The 16,616-nt window shown below is 68.7% G+C and carries 16 protein-coding genes; 9 read left to right on the top strand and 7 right to left on the bottom strand.

Going from position 1 to position 16,616, the window contains the following annotated elements:
- Together BN977_RS00430 and BN977_RS00435 are read right to left on the bottom strand one after the other, a co-directional pair.
- The gene (locus tag BN977_RS00430; protein WP_036395622.1) at positions 1-723 is read right to left on the bottom strand and encodes an SDR family oxidoreductase; all 723 of its coding nucleotides are present in this window, start codon (positions 721-723) and stop codon (positions 1-3) included.
- Positions 720-1,649, bottom strand: coding sequence for an NADP-dependent oxidoreductase (locus BN977_RS00435; protein WP_036395624.1), 930 nt, complete (start codon positions 1,647-1,649; stop codon positions 720-722). Before BN977_RS00435 ends, BN977_RS00430 begins: the two co-directional genes overlap by 4 nt.
- A 98-nt stretch (positions 1,650-1,747) precedes the next feature.
- Between BN977_RS00435 and BN977_RS00440 the strand changes: the two genes are divergently transcribed.
- Positions 1,748-2,386: a VC0807 family protein gene (locus BN977_RS00440; RefSeq protein WP_036395626.1), complete on the top strand. Its 639-nt coding sequence runs from the start codon at positions 1,748-1,750 to the stop codon at positions 2,384-2,386.
- Positions 2,387-2,416: 30 nt separating this feature from the next.
- Entirely contained in the window at positions 2,417-4,756 is a 2,340-nt protein-coding gene (lon, locus tag BN977_RS00445) for an endopeptidase La (RefSeq protein ID WP_036395628.1), read from the top strand.
- Positions 4,757-4,803: 47 nt separating this feature from the next.
- Here lon and BN977_RS00450 read toward each other — a convergent pair whose 3' ends face one another.
- From BN977_RS00450 to BN977_RS00465, 4 genes are all read right to left on the bottom strand, one after another.
- Entirely contained in the window at positions 4,804-5,853 is a 1,050-nt protein-coding gene (locus BN977_RS00450) for a substrate-binding domain-containing protein (RefSeq protein WP_036395630.1), read from the bottom strand.
- Positions 5,854-5,925: 72 nt separating this feature from the next.
- Positions 5,926-6,936 (bottom strand): ABC transporter permease, encoded by a 1,011-nt coding sequence (locus BN977_RS00455; protein ID WP_036395632.1) that lies wholly within the window; start codon positions 6,934-6,936, stop codon positions 5,926-5,928.
- Positions 6,933-8,477 (bottom strand): sugar ABC transporter ATP-binding protein, encoded by a 1,545-nt coding sequence (locus BN977_RS00460; RefSeq protein WP_036395634.1) that lies wholly within the window; start codon positions 8,475-8,477, stop codon positions 6,933-6,935. Before BN977_RS00460 ends, BN977_RS00455 begins: the two co-directional genes overlap by 4 nt.
- Before the next feature lie 37 nt (positions 8,478-8,514).
- Positions 8,515-9,558 (bottom strand): NAD(P)-dependent alcohol dehydrogenase, encoded by a 1,044-nt coding sequence (locus BN977_RS00465; RefSeq protein ID WP_036395635.1) that lies wholly within the window; start codon positions 9,556-9,558, stop codon positions 8,515-8,517.
- Positions 9,559-9,731: 173 nt separating this feature from the next.
- Here BN977_RS00465 and BN977_RS00470 point away from each other — a divergent pair, with 173 nt between their 5' ends.
- Genes BN977_RS00470 through BN977_RS00500 form a run of 7 tightly spaced genes read left to right on the top strand, consistent with a single transcriptional unit; the run spans position 9,732 to position 15,093 of the window.
- Positions 9,732-10,697: a sugar-binding transcriptional regulator gene (locus BN977_RS00470; protein WP_036395637.1), complete on the top strand. Its 966-nt coding sequence runs from the start codon at positions 9,732-9,734 to the stop codon at positions 10,695-10,697.
- The gene (locus tag BN977_RS00475) at positions 10,694-11,719 is read left to right on the top strand and encodes an LLM class flavin-dependent oxidoreductase (RefSeq protein WP_036395639.1); all 1,026 of its coding nucleotides are present in this window, start codon (positions 10,694-10,696) and stop codon (positions 11,717-11,719) included. The genes BN977_RS00470 and BN977_RS00475 overlap by 4 nt, the downstream gene beginning before the upstream one ends.
- Positions 11,716-12,444, top strand: a complete 729-nt coding sequence (locus BN977_RS00480; RefSeq protein WP_036395641.1) for a DUF72 domain-containing protein — start codon at positions 11,716-11,718, stop codon at positions 12,442-12,444. The genes BN977_RS00475 and BN977_RS00480 overlap by 4 nt, the downstream gene beginning before the upstream one ends.
- A gap of 22 nt (positions 12,445-12,466) precedes the next feature.
- Entirely contained in the window at positions 12,467-12,853 is a 387-nt protein-coding gene (locus tag BN977_RS00485) for a nitroreductase/quinone reductase family protein (protein ID WP_036395643.1), read from the top strand.
- Position 12,854: 1 nt separating this feature from the next.
- On the top strand, positions 12,855-13,196 hold the full coding sequence (locus BN977_RS00490) for a TfoX/Sxy family protein (RefSeq protein ID WP_036395646.1): 342 nt from the start codon (positions 12,855-12,857) through the stop codon (positions 13,194-13,196).
- Positions 13,197-13,226: 30 nt separating this feature from the next.
- Positions 13,227-13,862: an HhH-GDP family DNA glycosylase gene (locus tag BN977_RS00495; protein ID WP_036395649.1), complete on the top strand. Its 636-nt coding sequence runs from the start codon at positions 13,227-13,229 to the stop codon at positions 13,860-13,862.
- Between the two features lie 40 nt (positions 13,863-13,902).
- Positions 13,903-15,093 (top strand): NAD(P)/FAD-dependent oxidoreductase, encoded by a 1,191-nt coding sequence (locus BN977_RS00500; protein ID WP_036395651.1) that lies wholly within the window; start codon positions 13,903-13,905, stop codon positions 15,091-15,093.
- Here BN977_RS00500 and BN977_RS00505 read toward each other — a convergent pair whose 3' ends face one another.
- Entirely contained in the window at positions 15,094-16,569 is a 1,476-nt protein-coding gene (locus BN977_RS00505; RefSeq protein WP_036395653.1) for an acetyl-CoA acetyltransferase, read from the bottom strand.
- Between the last annotated feature and the right edge of the window lie 47 nt (positions 16,570-16,616).

Genomic DNA, 16,616 nt, shown 5'->3' on the forward strand with positions numbered 1-16,616 from the left:
TCAGCCCTGCACGGTGGGGCGGATGGTCAGGTCGCCGATCTCGACGTCGCGGGGCTGCTCGATGGCGAAGGCCACCGCACGCGCCACCGCGTCCGGGGCGATGGCGATGGCGTCCATCGTGGAACGGGTCTCGGCCGAACCACCGAGTTCGGTGCGCACATAGCCCGGGGAAATACTGGTGGTGCGGATCACCCCGTCGGTGGACTCCTGCCGCAACGCCTCCATGACCGTGCGGACCGCATTCTTGGTGGCCGCGTACACGCCCATGTTCGGCACGATCTTCAGACCCGCGGTCGACACCGTGGTGACGAAGTCGCCGTGCCCCTGACGTAGGAACACCGGCATCGCGGCGGCGATCCCGTTGAGCACCCCACGCAGGTTGACGTCGATCATGTCGCTCCACTCGGCCAGGGCGCCGTCGGCCAGCGGCCCGAGTGTGGCGATACCGGCGTTGCCGACCAAGACGTCCAGCCCGCCATACGTGTCGACCGCCGTTGCCACCAACCGCTGCGCGTCCTCGGGCCGGGTGATGTCGATGACCGCGTGGGCCACCTCCGCCCCGCCGGCGCGCAGCGAATCCCCCAGTTGCACCAGCCGATCGGCGCGCCGAGCGCCCAACACCACCCGTGCGCCGCGGTGCGCGAGCAGCCGGGCGGTCGCCGCGCCGATCCCGCTGCTGGCACCGGTGATCGCGACCACTTTGCCTGCCAACGGATCCGTCATGGCCGCAGCACCAGCTTGCCGCGGGTGTGCCGCTGCTCCAGATCTCGGTACGCCGCGCGCACCTGGTCCAGGGGGTACACCTTCGCGATGGGGACCTCCAGTTCGCCGGCCGCGACCAAGCCGGCCAGTTCGGCCACGACCGCCGCGGTGCTGGCCTCGGCGCTGCCCACACCCAGAACCCCGTACTGCTCGATCGCGGCGAAATCGATAACGGTGTCGACCCGTTCGGCGGCGACCCCCAATTCGTCGACCGCGAGGGCGACGTACCCGCCGCCGAAGAAGTCCAGGAACGCGTCGACGGCGCCGCCCGGCGCTGCCGCCTTCAGCCGGCCGGCCAGCCCGTCACCGTGGTTCACCGGGACCGCCCCGTGTTCACGCAACCATGCGTCGTTTCCCGGCCCGGCAATGCCCAGCACCGTCGCGCCCGTCCGGGCCGCCAGCTGTACGGCGATGGAGCCCACGCCACCGGCCGCTCCCGCGATCGCCACGGTGTCACCGGTTTTGAGCCCGACCGACCGCACGGCCGCGTATGCGGTGGAACCGGCGATGTAGAGCGATCCGGCCACCTCCCAGGACACGCCGGCGGGTTTGGTCGCGAGCTGGTCGGCGGGTACCGCCACGAACTCGGCATGACTGGAGCGGGCGAGCGAGAAGCCGAGCACCTCGTCACCGACCGCGAAGTCGGCGGCACTGGTCTCACCCAATGCGACGACGACACCGGCCAGGTCACTGCCCTCGCCGGACGGGAACGTCGCCGGCCAGCGGTCGTGCAGGAACCCTTGGCGGATCATCGCCTCACCGGGGTTGATGCCGGCCGCCTTCACCTCGACGAGCACCTCCCCCGGCGCCGGGACGGGCCGCGGCACGTCGCGTACCTCCAGCACGTCGATGTCCCCGTACCGGTCGAATTGCACTGCTTTGGCCATGAGGGTTACGACGAGGTGAGCCGCGCAGGTATTCCGGCCGCGCGGCGCGGGACAAGTCCTGACAGCAACCTCCCAGTTTCCCGACCTACCGTCGGCCCGTGACCCCGGTTCTACGCGGCATGCTGTTGGACATCGCCCCGCCGCTGGTCGGCTATTACGGATTGCGCGCCCTCGGCGTCTCCGAATACCTCGCCCTGCTGACCGCGACGGTGCAGGCCGGTATCAAGGTGGGCTACGACGCGATCAGGGCGCGCCGGCTGGACCCCTTCGCCGGCTATCTGATGCTGAATTTCGGACTGAGCCTCGCGGTCGGGTTGGCGACCCACGACGCCCGAATGCTGATGGTGGGCGACACCCTGGTCGGCGGCATCGGCGCGCTGGTGTTCCTGGGCAGCTGTGTGATCGGGAAACCGCTGACCCAGGTGGTCGCCGAACGCGTGCAGGGTTCTGACGAGCGCTCGCGCGAGGAGCCGACCGGCACCGACGGCTCGCCCGAACCGGGCGAGGCGGCGTTCAAGCACCGGGTGCATGTTCTGCTCTCGGCGATATGGGGAGTCGGTCTGCTGATCGGCATGTTCGTCAGTCTGGGCATCATCTTCTCCTTCTCCGTCGACGTCGGGAAGGGTGTGAACACCGCCGTGTCCCTGGCCGTGACCGGGGTGCTGATCCTGGTGACGATCGTCGTCGCGAAGCGGGCGCGAGCACGGTGGGAACAAAGGAGCACCACCCAGAGTTGAGCCCATCAGGTTCAACTTTCTGGAGGATTGATGCCTGAAGCCATCGCAGTCCCGGTGTTGTTTGTCAGCGAGCCGATCGTGCTGCCCGGCATGGTCGTGCCCATCGAGCTCGACGAGGCCGCCCGCGCCGCTGTCGACGCCGCCCAAGCAAGCGAATCCGGGAAACTGCTCATCGCGCCACGGTTGGACGATCGCTACCCCACGTACGGGGTGATCGCGTCCATCGTGCAGGTCGGCCGGGTCCCCGGTGGCGGCGCCGCCGCCGTCGTGCGCGGTGAGCACCGTGCCCACATCGGTTCCGGCACCACCGGACCCGGCGCGGCCCTGTGGGTCGAGGTCACCGAGGTGACCGCCACCGACACCACCGACGAGACGAAAACACTTGCGGCCGAATACAAGAAGCTGCTGCTGGCGATGCTGCAGCGCCGCGAGGCGTGGCAGATCGTCGACGTGGTCAACAAGATCACCGATCCGTCGCAGCTGGCCGACACCGCCGGGTACGCGTCGTACCTGACCGACGTGCAGAAGCGCGAGTTGTTGGAGACCGAGGACGTCGCGGCCCGGCTGCGGCTGCTGATCGAACTGACCGGGGAACACCTGGCCGAGGTCGAGGTCAACGACAAGATAGCCGAGGACGTCCGCGCCGGAATGGACAAGCAGCAGAAGGAATTCCTGCTGCGTCAACAACTGGCCGCCATCCGCAAGGAGCTGGGCGAGTTGGGTCCCGACGGCCAGGAGGGTGAAGCCGACTACCGAGCCCGCGTCCAAGCGGCGGACCTGCCCGAAAAGGTCCGCGAGGCGGCGCTGCGCGAGGTCGGCAAGCTGGAACGCGCCAGTGACCAGAGCCCGGAGGGCGGCTGGATCCGCACCTGGCTGGACACCGTCCTGGACCTGCCCTGGAATGTCACCACCGAGGACTCGACCGACCTGAAGTCGGCTCGCGAGATCCTGGATGCCGACCACCACGGTCTGGAGGACATCAAGGACCGCATCGTGGAGTACCTGGCGGTGCGCGCCCGGCGCGCCCAACGCGGCATGGCCGTCGTGGGCGGTCGCGGCTCCGGCGCCGTCCTGGTGCTGGCCGGCCCGCCCGGGGTGGGTAAGACCTCGCTGGGCGAATCCGTGGCCCGGGCGTTGGGCCGCAAGTTCGTTCGTGTCGCCCTGGGCGGCGTGCGCGACGAGGCCGAGATCCGCGGGCACCGGCGCACCTACGTCGGCGCGCTGCCGGGCCGCATCGTGCGGGCCATCGGCGAGGCGGGGTCGATGAATCCCGTCGTGCTGCTCGACGAGATCGACAAGGTGGGCTCGGACTACCGCGGCGACCCGTCTTCGGCGCTGCTCGAGGTGCTGGATCCGGCGCAGAACCACACGTTCCGCGACCACTATCTGGAGCTGGATCTGGACCTGAGCGATGTCGTGTTCCTGGCGACCGCCAACGTCATCGAAAACATCCCGTCGGCGCTGCTGGACCGGATGGAGTTGATCCAGATCGACGGCTACACCGAGGACGACAAGGTGGCCATCGCCCGGGATTACCTGCTGCCCCGGCAGGCCGAGCGGGCGGCGCTGACGTCCGACGACGTCACGCTCAGCGACGCGGCGCTGCGCAAGATCGCCGCGGATTACACCCGCGAACCGGGCGTGCGGCAATTCGAGCGGCTGTTGGCCAAGGCGTTACGCAAGGTCACCACCAAGCTGGATGCCACCGACGCCCCGATCGTGATCGACGAGCCGGATCTCGTCGACTACCTGGGTCGTCCGCGGTTCACCCCGGAGTCCGACGAGCGCACCGCGGTGCCGGGTGTGGCCACCGGGCTGGCCGTGACCGGGCTGGGTGGTGATGTGCTCTACATCGAGGCCGGATCGGTCGACGCCGAACCGGGGCTGAAGCTGACCGGTCAGCTGGGCGATGTCATGAAGGAGTCGGCGCAGATCGCGCTGTCCTACGTGCGGGCCCACGCCGAGCAGCTGGGTGTCGACCCGAAGGCGCTGGACCGGCAGATCCACGTGCACGTGCCCGCCGGCGCGGTGCCCAAGGACGGCCCGTCGGCCGGCGTCACGATGGTGACCGCACTGGTGTCGATGGCCACCGGGCGCCAGGTGCGCGGTGATGTCGGTATGACCGGTGAGGTGACGCTGAACGGCCGGGTGCTGCCCATCGGCGGCGTCAAGCAGAAACTGCTTGCGGCGCAACGGGCCGGGCTGAAGACCGTCTTCATCCCGCAGCGCAACGAGCCCGACCTGGACGACGTCCCGGCCGAGGTGCTGGCGGCGCTGGAGGTCAAGCCGATGGTCGACGTGGCCGAGATCGTCGCGCAGGCCCTGGAGCCCGCCGGCGTCCCGGCCGCCGAGGTCGGCGCCGCCGCCTGAGTCCGGCCCGACGCCCGCCCCCGAACCGGGGGCGGGCGTCGGGAAGGTCACGGCTGCTTCTGGCCCGGGATGCCCTCGAAGGCGATATCGCCGGTCTCCAGATTCTTGTTGATCAGGTCGCCCAGCCCGTCCAGGAACTTCTGCCGTTGGGTCACCACGTGCTCGATGGCCACCTCGACGTTCTGTGCGGTGATGGCCGGCATGGTGTAGACGAGGTTGGTCTCGGTGTGCTCACCCTTGGCCAGCTTGTTGGCCACGGCCAGGCCGGTGGCCAGTTCCACCGAGCCGTTCTGCAGGGACGTGCCGATGAACTCACCGCTCTTGACCGCGTTGAGGCCGTCCTCGATACCGTCGATGCCGACGACCGGGACACCGGTGCGGCCGGACTCCTTGAGCGCCTGCAGGGCACCCAGGCCCATATCGTCGTTCTGTGCGACCACGCCGTCGATCTGGGTTCCGAAACTGGAGATCCAGTTCTTCATCTTGTTCACGGCCTCATCGCGTTTCCAGTTCGCGGTGTCCTTGGCCAGCACCCTGATACCGGGGTACTTCGCCAGTATCTGATCGATTCCCTTGCCGCGGTTGATCTCCCCCGAACCCCCGAGCGGACCCTGCAGCACGACGATGTTGCCCTTGCCGCCGAGCTTGTCGGCCATCATCTGCATCTCCTGCGCGCCGGCCGCGACATCGTCGGGCTGCACGTTGCCGGCCAGGTCCTTGCTGTCGAGGGCGGCGTTGACCGCCAGCAGCGGGATGTTCTTCGACTTGGCCGAGGCCACCTGCGGCCCGAGCGAATCGGCCTGCACCGGAACCACGATGATCGCGTCGACGCCCTGGTTGATCAACGAATCGACCTGGCTGGCCTGCGTCGAGACGTCGTTGTTGGCCGAGTTCCACAGCAACTCGATGTTGTTGGCCTTGGCGTAGGCCTCCATACCCTCCTTGCCGGCGGTGATGAACGAACTCATGTCGTAGACGGTGACACCGACGCGTTTGGCGCCCTTGTTCGCAGAGGTGTCCCCGGCACCGCAGGCCGACAAGCCCAGCCCGAGCGCGCCGGCTGCGGTGACGGCCGCGATCTTGGTGAGGAATCGCATGACTGTTCTCTCATTTCTCTCGGTGTGAAGCGGTGATTCGGATGAAGGTGAATCGGTGGACTGCGGACCCGGTCAGGTCCGGCGGCGCGAGGACCATACGTCGACGGCGACGGCCGCGACGATGAGGACACCCTTGATCACGTCCTGCCAGTAGGCCGGGACGACGAGGATGTCCAGACCGTTGTTCAGCGTCATGATCATCAGCAGCCCGAGCGCGGTGCCCCAGATGGTCCCGCGCCCACCCATCAGGCTGGCTCCGCCGATCACGACCGCCGCGATGGCGTCGAGCTCGTAACCCTGCCCGAGGTTCGGTGGCCCGGAGATGACACGGGATGCCAGCATCACCCCGGACAGCCCGGCCAGCAGACCGGACAGGGCGTACACGCTGAAAAGCACGTTGCGGGTGTTGATCCCGGCGATCTCGGCGGCCGCGCGATTGCCACCGACGGCGTACACCCGCATCCCGTAGGTGGTGCGTTTCATGATGACGGCCAGGGCGATGATGCCCACGATCATCAGCAGCACCGGGATCTGCAGCCCGAGCACCTTGGTGTTGGCGATGGAGCCGAACTCCGCGGGCAGGCCGTTGATCGGGGCGCCGTGACCGACGACGTAAGCCAGCCCGGACCCGGCCGTCAGCGTGCCCAGGGTCGCGATGAAAGGCGGAACGTTGATGCGCGACACCAGAATTCCGTTGATGGCTCCCACCACCAGCCCGACCAGTATCGCAACCAGCACGGTGAGCCACACCTGACCGGGATGGGCCTTGGCCGTCGCCGCCGAGGCCATCGCGGTGACCGCGATGACGCTGCCCACGGACAGGTCGATACCGCCGGTGAGGATCACCAGGGTCTGCCCCAGCGCGATCAGCGCGAACGGCGCGGCGGCGACCAGGATGGTGGCCAGATTCTCGGGTGTGGCGAATCGTGCACTGCGGTAACTGAAGTAGGCGATCACCAGCAGCATGACGATGACCATCGAGTACCGCAGCGCGACCGCGCCGAGCCAGCTGCTCGACAGCCGACGTGCCGGTTCCACGGTGGTGGGCTCGGTCGCGTTGTCCGGGCTGAGTTGGGTGGTCATGACGATGCCCCTGATTCTTCGAAGGTCCCGACAGGTGTGGATTGGTCCATGGCCGCGGCCATCCGGAACACCGATTCCTGGACCGCGGGGTGGTCGAGGGCCGCGCGGTCCAGCTCGCCGACGACGGCGCCGCCACGCATCACGAAGGCGCGGTGCGACAATCCGACGATCTCGGGCATGTCGGAGGACGCCATCACCACCGCCATCCCCTGCGCGGCGAACTCGGTGATGATCCGGTAGATCTCCGAGCGCGCCCCGACGTCGACACCACGGGTGGGTTCGTCGAGCAGCAGGACGTTGACCTCACCGGTGAGCCAGCGGGCCAACACCACCTTCTGCTGGTTGCCACCGGACAGGGTGCCGACCTCCTGCCCAAGGCCACGGCTGCGCAGCCGGACCGATGACATCACGTCGGAGACCGCCTTCTGCCGTGTTTTCGAGCGCAGCCAACCGGCCAGGCTGAACGACGACAGCCGCGGCAGTGAGCCGTTGTCGAGCACACTCATCGACAGCACGACACCGTTGAGCTTGCGGTCCTCGGGCACCATCGCCATCCCGCCGGCAATGGCGGCCGCCGGGCTGTTGCGCTTGACCGGTGCACCGCCGACCCGGATCTCACCGGCGGTGGACTGGCGCGCACCGAAGAGCGCCTCCAGCAGTTCGGTCCGTCCGGCGCCGACCAGTCCGGCCAGGCCGAGGATTTCGCCGGCCTTGACGGTGAACGAGACGGGCTCCCCGGCCCCGGCGACCTGGAGGCCGCGAACCTCAAGGACGGTCCTCTCCGCGGGCTGCGGACGGTCCGGGAACAGCGCGTCGAGTTCGCGACCGATCATCGCGGTCACGATCTCGTCGTCGGTGATCTCTCCGATCGGCGAATCCACGATGAGGTTGCCGTCGCGCAGCACCACGACGCGGTCGGCGATCGCCCGGATCTCGGCCATCTTGTGGGTGGTGTACACCATGGCCACGCCCTGGTCACGCAACCGCCGCACGATCTTGTAGAGGCCCTCCACCTCCCGCTCGGAGATCGCCGAGGTGGGCTCGTCGAGCATGACGACCTGGGCCCCCGCCCTGGCCGCCTTGACGATCTCGACGATCTGGCGCAGGCCGACCGGCAGATCACCCATCCGCGCCGTCGGTGAGATTCCGACGTCGAACACCGCCAACGTCTCCCGGGCCTCGTTGATCATCGCCCGCCGGTTGAGGAACGGCCCGCGGGTCAGTTCGCGCCCGACGAAGAGGTTTTCGTAGACGGTCATGTCCTCGATGGAGGCGAGTTCCTGCGGGACGATGGCGACGCCACGCTTGACCGCCTCGCGGGTGTTGCCCGGTGCCAACTGCTCACCACGCACCGCCACCACACCCTCATCGGCGCTGTACTGGCCGCTGATGATCTTCATCAGGGTGGACTTGCCTGCGCCGTTCTCACCCGCCAACGCGGTCACGGTGCCGGGCTGCAGGCGCAATCCCACCCCTTTGAGCACCGGAACCCCGCCGAATCCCTTTGCGATACCCGTGCATTCCAGAATCGCGGTACTCACGGCCGGTCCTTCGCCACGACTGTCGCCACGGTGGTCATCACGATGGGATGACGATGGACTTGAGGCTGGCCGGGTCGGTATCGCTGTCCAGCGCCTCGCCGACATGCTCGAGATCGAAGCGCCCGGTGACCATCGCGTCCAGGTCGACGGCGCCGGAGGCCACCAAATGGATTGCGGCGGGCCAGGTATCGGTGTAGCGGAACACCCCGGTGACATTGATTTCCATGTTCTGGATGTGACCGATGGGCAACGCGACATCGCCCGAGCCCATCCCGACCAGCACTACGTGGCCGGCCGGCCCGACGGCACGGATACCGCTGACCACCGCGGGCGCGGCTCCGCTCGCGTCGACGAATGCGTCCACCTGGGGGTCCAGCGCGGCGATGTCCACGGCGGTCGGATCGAGCACCTCGGTGGCGCCGAATCGCAGCGCACTCTCCCGCCGCGACGCGACCGGGTCGGTCACCACGATCCGCGCCGCGCCGAACGCCCGTGCCGTCTGCGCGCAGATGATGCCGATGGGTCCGGCGCCGGCGATCAGGATCGACGTGCCCGGTGCGACGTGGGCCTTGCGCATCGTGGCCACCGCGACCGACAGCGGCTCCAGTAATGCGGCGGCCTCGTCGGAGACCGAATCCGGGACGGGGTGGGCCATGTCGGCGTCGATGGTGACGTAGCGGCAGAACGCGCCGTCCACTGGCGGGGTGGCGTAGAACCTCATCTCGGGGCACAGGTTGTACCGGCCGGCCCGGCACTGCCGGCAGCGCCGACACGGGAACTGCGGCTCCACCGCGACCCGCTGCCCGATGCGGGCCGGGTCGACACCGTCGCCGACGGCGGTGATCCGCCCGGAGAGCTCGTGGCCCAGGATCATCGGGTCTTCGACCACGAAATCGCCGATGCGGCCGTGCCGGTAGTAGTGCACGTCGGAGCCGCAGACGCCGACCGCGGCGACCTCGACCAGCACCTGGCGGGCAGCCGGCACGGGCACCGGCCGGTCCTCGATGCGCAGGATCCCGACCTCGGCCAGCACGCTGGCGCGCATGGTCGGACTCGCGGTGGGGTCGACGGTCGTCGTCATGGATTCCTCTCACTTCGGGCGGGTCGGCGTGAACCGAGATGCACGGCAGTCCGTGACGGCTCTGCTCATCTGAGAGTGCATCCGCTCATCTGCTCCCGTGGTGATGTGGATCATGCGATGATGTTTCTCAGATGTCAACGGCCCTGCACATATGAGCACCCCGGAGGTGGAGAGTGGGACCCGACGAGCTGTTCCAGCGGGCGCTGGTCGCGCGCCGCTATTTCCTCGACGGTCGAACGCGGATTCAGATCGCCGAGGAACTCGGCATCTCCCGGTTCAAGGTCGCCCGCATGCTCGACGAGGCGCTGACCTCTGGAATGGTGGAAATCACCATCCACGATCCCGGTTCGCTGAACGTCGAACTGTCGTCGGCGCTCAGGGATCGCTACGGCCTGGAACACGTCTATGTGGTGATGACGGGCAGCACCGAGCTCGCCGACCGGGTGGAGGCGGTCGCCCGGGCCACCTCGGAACTGATGACCTCGATCCTGCGCGAGGGCGACATCATCGGCGTCGACTCCGGGCGCACCCTGTCCCGGATCGCGGGTCACCTTTCGACACTGCCGCGGTGCGAGGTGGTCCAGCTCACCGGCATGGCCGGCGCCATCACCTCCAACGGCGCCGACCTGGTGCGACGGCTGAGCGAACTGACCGGGGGGCCCTCCTGGCCGCTGTATGTTCCCCTGGTGGTGCCCGACGCGCGCACCGCAGCCAGCCTCACCGGCAACCGGCACGTCCAGGCCACTCTCGAGCAGCAGCGCAAGGTCAGCTGCGCCGTCGTCTCCGTCGGCGCATGGGTCGACGGCCAGTCCCAGGTGTTCGAAGCGCTGACCGCCGAAGAGACCGAGCACCTGCGCGCCGCCGGGGTGTGCGCCGAGACCTGTGCGCTGCTGCTGGACGCCGACGGGCACCGCATCCCGGGACTCGACGACCGGCGGATGGGCGTCGCCGAAACGACGCTGCGCGCCATCCCGACGGTGATCGCGGTGTCCTGCGGCCCGGACAAGATCGACGCGACCCGCGCCGTGCTCCGATCCGGGCTGGTGTCATCGCTGGTGACCGACAACGAAATCGCCACGGCCATACTGGATCGCAGGGAGTCCGACCCGCTGCCGCCGATGCGGAGAAAGCAGCCATGACACGACACCGGCAACGCCTGCGCAAGCTCGGGTTCCTGACCATCGGCCGGTTCGACGTGGCCGACCCCGGCCCGGGTATCGAAGAGACCCTGCAGATCATCGAGCGCGCCGAGGCGCTCGGGTTCGACAGCGTGTGGTTGCGCTGCAGGCACTTCCAGCCCGGCATCTCCTCCCCGGTGGCGATCCTGGCCGCCGCGACCCAGCGCACCTCGCGGATCGAGCTGGGCACCGCCGTCATCCCGCTGGGACTGGAGAACCCGGTGCGGCTCGCCGAGGACCTGGCCACTGTCGACATCCTGTCCGGCGGCCGGATCAACCCCGGCGTTTCGGTGGGCACCCCGATGAACTACGACCACTTCAAGACCGCCCTCTACCCGGAATCGCATGCGCTGCAGGATTTCTCGAAGGAACGGGTGCTGCGCCTGCTGCGCGCCCTGCGCGGCGAGCCGGTCAGCGACTTCGCGGGCACGGCCGGGATCGAGCAGTTCGTCCGCGAGGTGCAGCCGCACTCCCCCGGCTTGGCCGGCCGGGTCTGGTACGGCGGCGGCCGTGAGTCGGCGATCTGGGCCGGGCTGCAGGGCATCAACTTCCTGACCAGCTCGGTGGTCAGCACCGAGGGAACGGAGTCACGCGACTTCGCCACCATCCAGGCCGAGCACATCGACGCCTACCGCGCCCACCATCCCGAACCCGGGAACGCGCGAGTATCGCAGGGCTTGGTGGTCATTCCCACCGACTCGGCCACCGACGACCAGATCCGCCGCTACCGTGAGTACGCCGCAAGCCGGTTCGAGCGCACCAAGACCCCGCAGGGCCCCCGAGAGATGCTGTTCTCCCCCGACTACGTCGGCACCTCCGACGAACTCGCCGACCAGTTGTCCGCCCACGCCGGGTTCGTCCGCGCCGACGAGGTGACGTTCGCCTTGCCGTTCACCTTCGCCCCCGAGGACTACGCCCAGATCATCGAGGACATGGCCCAGAGGTTAGGACCACGGCTGGGCTGGGAACCACATACGGCATGACCGTGCGGATCGGCACCTCCGGTTGGTCCTATGACCACTGGACCTCGGTGCTGTATCCGCCGGGCACCCCGGTGGCCAAGCGGTTGGCCTACTACGTCGAGGAGTTCGACACCGTCGAACTCAACGCCAGCTTCTACCGCTGGCCCCGCGACGCCGTCTTCGAGGGCTGGCAGCGCCGCCTGCCGCCCGGTTTCACCATGACCGTCAAGGCGCATCGCGGCTTGACCCACTTCCGCCGGCTGCGCAACCCGGAGCCGTGGGTGGAACGCTTCGAGCGGTGCTGGCGCGCGCTCGGGGCGCGCCGCGAAGTGTTGCTGGTCCAGTTGCATCCCGAATTGTCCCGCGACGACGCGTTACTCGATCATTTCCTGACGGTGATGCCGGACTGGATCCCGCTGGCCGTCGAGTTCCGCCACGCTTCCTGGGACGCCGACGAGGTATACACCCTGCTGGAGCGCCACGGCGGCGCCTACGTGGTGACCAGCGGCGCCGGACTGCCCTGCGTCCCGCGCGCGACCAGTCGACTGGTGTATCTGCGCATGCACGGCCCCGACGACGAAAAACTCTATGTGGGTTCGTATTCCGACGATGCCTTGCAGTGGTGGGCAGAACGGATCGAGGACTGGCGCCGGGACGGCCGCGATGTCGTGGTGTATTTCAACAACGACGGCGAGGGCAACGCGGTGTACAACGCCCGTACGCTCAAACGGCTGGTCGGCGGGTAGGGCCGCCCTTAAACTCGACCGCATGGTGGCCAACACCCTCAAACGCCGCATCGTGCACACCGCCCAGCGCTACCTGGTGAACCCCGTGGGCCGCAAACTCCCGGTCACCATGCTGGAGACCACCGGTCGCGCCTCCGGACAACCCCGGCACACCGCCGTCGGTGGCCGCCTGGTCGACAACGCGTTCTGGTTGGTCTCCGAGCACGGCACGCAGTCGGACTACGTGAAGAACATCAAGGCGAATCCGGCGGTCCGCATCCGGCTCAACGGGCGCTGGCGCTCCGGCACGGCGCACCTGCTGCCCGACGACGACGCCGCCGCGCGGCTGGCACAGCTTCCCGCACTCAACAGCGCGGTCGTCCGCGTGATGGGCAGCGACCTGCTCACCATCCGCATCGATCTGGACTGAGATGGCCCACGACGAAGATCTGGCCAACCGGGTCCGCGAGATCCTGGCCGGTACCGGCGATGTCGACGAGAAGCGGATGTTCGGCGGCCTGGCGTTCCTGGTGCGGGGAAACATGGCGGTGGCCGTCAGCGGCCAGGGCGGCCTGATGGTGCGGGTGCCACCCGAGGACACCGCGGCATTGCTGACCCGCGAGCATGTCGAGCCCATGGTGATGGCCGGCCGCGAAACCCGCGGGTGGCTGCGCGTCGGCGCGGATGGTGTCCGCACCCGGCGCCAGCTCCGGCCATGGGTGGTCCGCGGGCTGGATTACGCGGCCGGGCTGCCCGCCAAGAAGCGCCGTTAGCCGGGCGGCGAGAACGGGTATGCCTGCCTCATGTCCGGTGTCACCGACCTGGCAGCGCGGCTGCTCCGGCAAGCCGGTACCACCTTCGCCGATGAAGCGGGTATCACGCTGCGTGACAAACCCAAACCGCTGTTCCAGTTGCTGACGCTGGCCATGCTGGCCAGTAAGCCCATCGGCGCCGAGGTCGCGATGTCCGCCGCCGCCGAGGTGTTCCGCGCCGGGCTGCGCACGCCCGAGGCGGTGCGCCGGGCCGACCGCGCCACGATGATCGACGCGTTCGGCCGGGCCGGCTATGCCCGCTACGACGAGAGTTCGGCGACGCGACTCACTGCGTTGGCCACCCGGGTGCGCGAGCGCTACGGGGGTGATCTGCGCATGCTGGCCGAGGAATCCGAGGGTGATGCCGGGAGGGCCGCGCGGGCATTACAGGAGTTCGACGGCATCGGTCCCACCGGCGCCGACATCTACCTGCGTGAAGCGCAGGACGTATGGCCTTGGGCGCAGCCCTATTTCGACGACCGAGCGGTCGCCGGCGCGCAGCAGGTCGGCCTGCCCACCGATCCGGCACGACTGCTGGAGTTGTCCGACGGGCACCCCGCCCGATTGGCCGCCGCGCTGGTCCGCGTCGCACTCGACGACGATCTGCGGGAACGGGTCAGCGCCTAGCCCGTTCGCACGTATCCTCCACACGGATAAGGAGAACACCATGGCCACCCTTCCCACATTCGTCATCATCGGCGCCGGACTGGCCGGCGCCAAGGCGGCAGAAGCCTTGCGTGGCAACGACTTCGGTGGTCAGATCATCCTGTTCGGCACCGAGCCGCGGCTGCCCTACGAGCGACCACCGTTGTCCAAGGAGTACCTGGCCGGCAAAAAGGAACTCGACGAGTTCACGGTGCAGCCGGAAAGCTGGTACCGGGAACACGATGTCGACCTGCGGCTGAACACCACCGTCGCAACCATCGACCGCTCCGCCCATGCCGTCGGCCATTCCGAGGGCAAACACGAGCATTACGACAAACTGCTGCTGGCCACCGGATCGTCGGCGCGCCGGCCGCCCATCCCGGGATCCGACGCCGACGGGGTGCACGTGCTACGGACCGTCGAGGACGCCGCGGCGCTGCGATCCCGGCTCACCGACGGCACCCGGCTGGCCATCATCGGCGCGGGGTGGATCGGCTTGGAGGTCGCCGCAGGGGCACGCCAAGCCGGGGCCGAGGTGACCGTGGTGGAGTCCGCGGATCTGCCGCTCGCCGCGTTGGGGCGCGATATCGCGCAGGTGTTCGCCGACCTGCATCGCGAGCACGGCGTCGACCTGCGACTGGGCGCGCAGGTCGAGCGGATCAGCACCGAGGGCGGCCGCGCGACCGGAGTGCGGCTGGCCGACGGGTCCGGCGTGGACGCCGACCTGGTGCTCGTCGCCGTGGGCGCCCGACCCCGGATCGAACTGGCCGAGGCAGCGGGTCTGGCGCTGGCCGACGGCGGCGTGGCCGTCGACGCCGCGTTGCGCACCAGCGATCCCGACATCTTCGCCGTGGGCGATATCGCCGCGGCCGAACATCCGCTGCTGCACACCCGGATCCGGACCGAGCACTGGGCCAACGCGCTCAAACAGCCCGCCGTCGCGGTCGCCGGCATGCTCGACGCCCCCGGCAGCTACGACGAGTTGCCCTACTTCTTCACCGACCAGTACGACCTGGGCATGGAATATGTCGGCCACGCACCGCCGGACGCCAAGGTGGTGTTCCGCGGCGACGTCGCCGGCCGCGAGTTCACCGCATTCTGGGTGGACGACGACGACCGCGTGCTGGCCGGCATGAACGTCAACATCTGGGAGGGCCTGGACGACATCAAGGCGATGGTGCGCGGCCGGCAACCGCTCGGCGACGCAGGTTAGTCACTCCAAGACCGCGACGCCGTCCGCGCCGACCGTCGCCTTGGCGCCCGCGATGTCCTCGGTGACGGTCGCCGCGGCTTGGCTGGGGTCGGTGATCACGGCCAGCGCCCGGCTACCCGTGGGCGTGCGCACCGCCAGGAACGTCTTTTCCGCGGTGCCCTCACGCGTGAACGGCGTGGTCCAGGTTTCCACCGTGCCGACCCCGGCCCACCCGTCCTCGGCCACCACGGTCGGTTCCGCGTCGACGGCCGACTGCACATCCTCCCAACGGAATCCGCCGGTTGGCGGCTCGGTGCCGTACACACCGAAGCTGTGCTTGGTCAGGTAACCACCGTTGGCGCTGACCAGCCCGACGGCGCCGGGCTGCGCGGTGAGCCGTTCGGCCATGGTGGCAATCGAGTGGGAGACGTAGTTGTTCCACGGTCCGCCGGCGAACGTCAGCCCGCCGGTGACCGTCAGCGGACGGCGGGCGTCGTCGGTGGGCAGCCCGAGTTCGTCGGCCGCGACCTGTACCGCGCACGGGAAACAGGAGTACAGGTCGACCAGATCGACGTCGTCGATCCCGCGGCCGGCCAGTTCCAGCACCCGCCGTCCGGCCAGCCGGATGGCCGGTGAGCCGTCGAAGCGGGCCCGCTCCCCGATCAGATACGTGTCGTGCGCGTCGGTGCCCGCGTACGGGAACACCCAGCGCTCGCGCGGAATACCAAGGGCAGCAGCCTTTTCCGCCGAGGTGAGGATCAGGGCAGCGCCTTGGTCGACCATGTTGTTGGAGTTCATCAACTTGGTGTACGGCCAGCTGATCATCCGGTTGTCCGGTCCGGGCTGCCAGATCTGCTCGGCGGTGCAGGCCGTGCGGCTCCAGGCGTGCGGATTGTCGCGGGCCACCTCGCTGAACCGGGCCCACAGCTGCCCGATCCGGCGGCGATGCTCCAGCGCCGGCTCCCCCGACGCGATGCGCAACGCCTGTTCGAACATCGGATAGACGTAGGCCGGGCGGTCCAACTTGATCCGGATCTCGGTGGGCCCGGCCATCAGGAACTCGTCGTCGGCGCCCGGGGGTGGCGGCACCGACTCGTCCTGGACCGTGCCGACCAATTTTTCGCCTCGCGCCCGCAACCTGGTACGGCTGCGCCAGGTTTCGCCGCCGGCGATGAGCACCACGTCGTTGCGGCCCTGCTGGATGTCCATACAGGCCTGGTTCACCAGTGACTGCGGGACATTGCCGCCGATGGCGGTATACCGGGTGAGCGCGCCGGGCGCGCCGATCCGCTGCGCCAACAGGAGCCCGGGGTCGCGGTAGCGCCAGGACAGCAGGTTGACGATGCGCACCGCGTCGACCGCTGCCAGGACGCCAGGGTCGGCCGCGACCCGGGCCGCCCGCTCCATCAGGTCGACCGGTTCGGTGGTGGCGCTCTCCTCGCGCTGGTTGATCTGGCCGTAACCGACGAGGACCGGAGTGCGTGGATCAAGGGACATAGTTCTATAACTTAGATAGACAACCCCGGCACGTACACTGAGGGGCG

Origin of the sequence: Mycolicibacterium cosmeticum (assembly GCF_000613185.1) — a bacterium.
GTDB classification, from domain to species: Bacteria; Actinomycetota; Actinomycetes; order Mycobacteriales; family Mycobacteriaceae; genus Mycobacterium; species Mycobacterium cosmeticum.

Coding starts and splice junctions, on each gene's coding strand:
- BN977_RS00500 (WP_036395651.1), top strand. CDS start 13,903: ATGGCCACCCTTCCCACATTCGTCATCATCGGCGCCGGACTGGCCGGC.
- BN977_RS00490 (WP_036395646.1), top strand. CDS start 12,855: ATGGCCCACGACGAAGATCTGGCCAACCGGGTCCGCGAGATCCTGGCC.
- BN977_RS00495 (WP_036395649.1), top strand. CDS start 13,227: ATGTCCGGTGTCACCGACCTGGCAGCGCGGCTGCTCCGGCAAGCCGGT.
- BN977_RS00455 (WP_036395632.1), bottom strand. CDS start 6,936: ATGACCACCCAACTCAGCCCGGACAACGCGACCGAGCCCACCACCGTG.
- BN977_RS00475 (WP_036395639.1), top strand. CDS start 10,694: ATGACACGACACCGGCAACGCCTGCGCAAGCTCGGGTTCCTGACCATC.
- BN977_RS00505 (WP_036395653.1), bottom strand. CDS start 16,569: ATGTCCCTTGATCCACGCACTCCGGTCCTCGTCGGTTACGGCCAGATC.
- BN977_RS00485 (WP_036395643.1), top strand. CDS start 12,467: ATGGTGGCCAACACCCTCAAACGCCGCATCGTGCACACCGCCCAGCGC.
- BN977_RS00465 (WP_036395635.1), bottom strand. CDS start 9,558: ATGACGACGACCGTCGACCCCACCGCGAGTCCGACCATGCGCGCCAGC.
- BN977_RS00430 (WP_036395622.1), bottom strand. CDS start 723: ATGACGGATCCGTTGGCAGGCAAAGTGGTCGCGATCACCGGTGCCAGC.
- lon (WP_036395628.1), top strand. CDS start 2,417: ATGCCTGAAGCCATCGCAGTCCCGGTGTTGTTTGTCAGCGAGCCGATC.
- BN977_RS00450 (WP_036395630.1), bottom strand. CDS start 5,853: ATGCGATTCCTCACCAAGATCGCGGCCGTCACCGCAGCCGGCGCGCTC.
- BN977_RS00480 (WP_036395641.1), top strand. CDS start 11,716: ATGACCGTGCGGATCGGCACCTCCGGTTGGTCCTATGACCACTGGACC.
- BN977_RS00435 (WP_036395624.1), bottom strand. CDS start 1,649: ATGGCCAAAGCAGTGCAATTCGACCGGTACGGGGACATCGACGTGCTG.